We start from the raw sequence: 921 nt of genomic DNA on the forward strand, positions 1-921 counted from the left end.
CTGCCACGGAAGCGCCGCCGGTGGACCACAGATGCGGCACTGTGCCTGTATGGCCTGCGCCTAGTACTCCATCCGTTCCGGTCATGAGAGGGTTGCGACAGAAATTAGTCGACAAAGGCTGCGACTCTTTCGTGTCGATAACGGAATTGCAGAACGGGTACTTGAATCCACTCGCGCGCCGAGCCAATGCCGGCCCGAGCACCTTCCCAATCTTGTATGCGCCAGAGACGTTGATGTGTAGATTGTCTGCTGTGTCTGTTATCAGCGGAGCACCGTTGGCATTTGTCGGATTGATGATGGCCGGGAATATGTCAATAAATTCACCATCGGTACGGCCATTCCAGCGCGTGGATAGACGTTGACGAAACTTCTGCTTGAGAATCGCAGTAGTAGTTCCGTATAGGTTGTCCGGCGTCTCGCTGAACGCGAACACGTAGATATTCGCAGCAGCGAATGCGCTGTAGATATATTCCAAGTTGGCAAGGGCAGCCGTCAACATGGCATCCGTGGTAGGAATGTCGTTCGTGAGTCCCCATACCACAGCGGCATTGACCGACGAACCAAGCGAAGTAATGAGCGCATCAACGCGATTCTTCATGCCTGTCGTGGTGTCTCCTGGAACACCAGCATTCAGAACGAGCGTAGCTGGCAACCCGGCGATAGCGTTGGCGTAGCCGAACCAATCGGCATCCGTCGAACCTCCATTTACACCGACGGTCAAATTCGCATTGGCAGTGCGCGAGTCCCCAAATAGGACGACATTCAGGGTAGACCCGGCATACCCCTTGTTAAGCAATCCGCCGGCCAGCGAAAGATAAGCCGCCCGCTTAGGGCTGATCGGTGCATCAAGCAATCCCATCTCTCACCTCACGAAATCAAAATTGCGGGCTGCGCCGTCACGGCGCCGTTGGCATCTCGCGT

1 protein-coding gene is annotated in these 921 nt (G+C 55.4%); it reads right to left on the bottom strand.

From position 1 onward, the window contains the following. Positions 1–859 (bottom strand): SGNH/GDSL hydrolase family protein (locus AC3WXD_RS34940; protein WP_492325746.1); only part of this gene is annotated, 859 nt, incomplete at its 3' end. Positions 860–921: the final 62 nt, after the last annotated feature.

The organism is Cupriavidus sp. FW216-B1, from assembly GCF_058789195.1.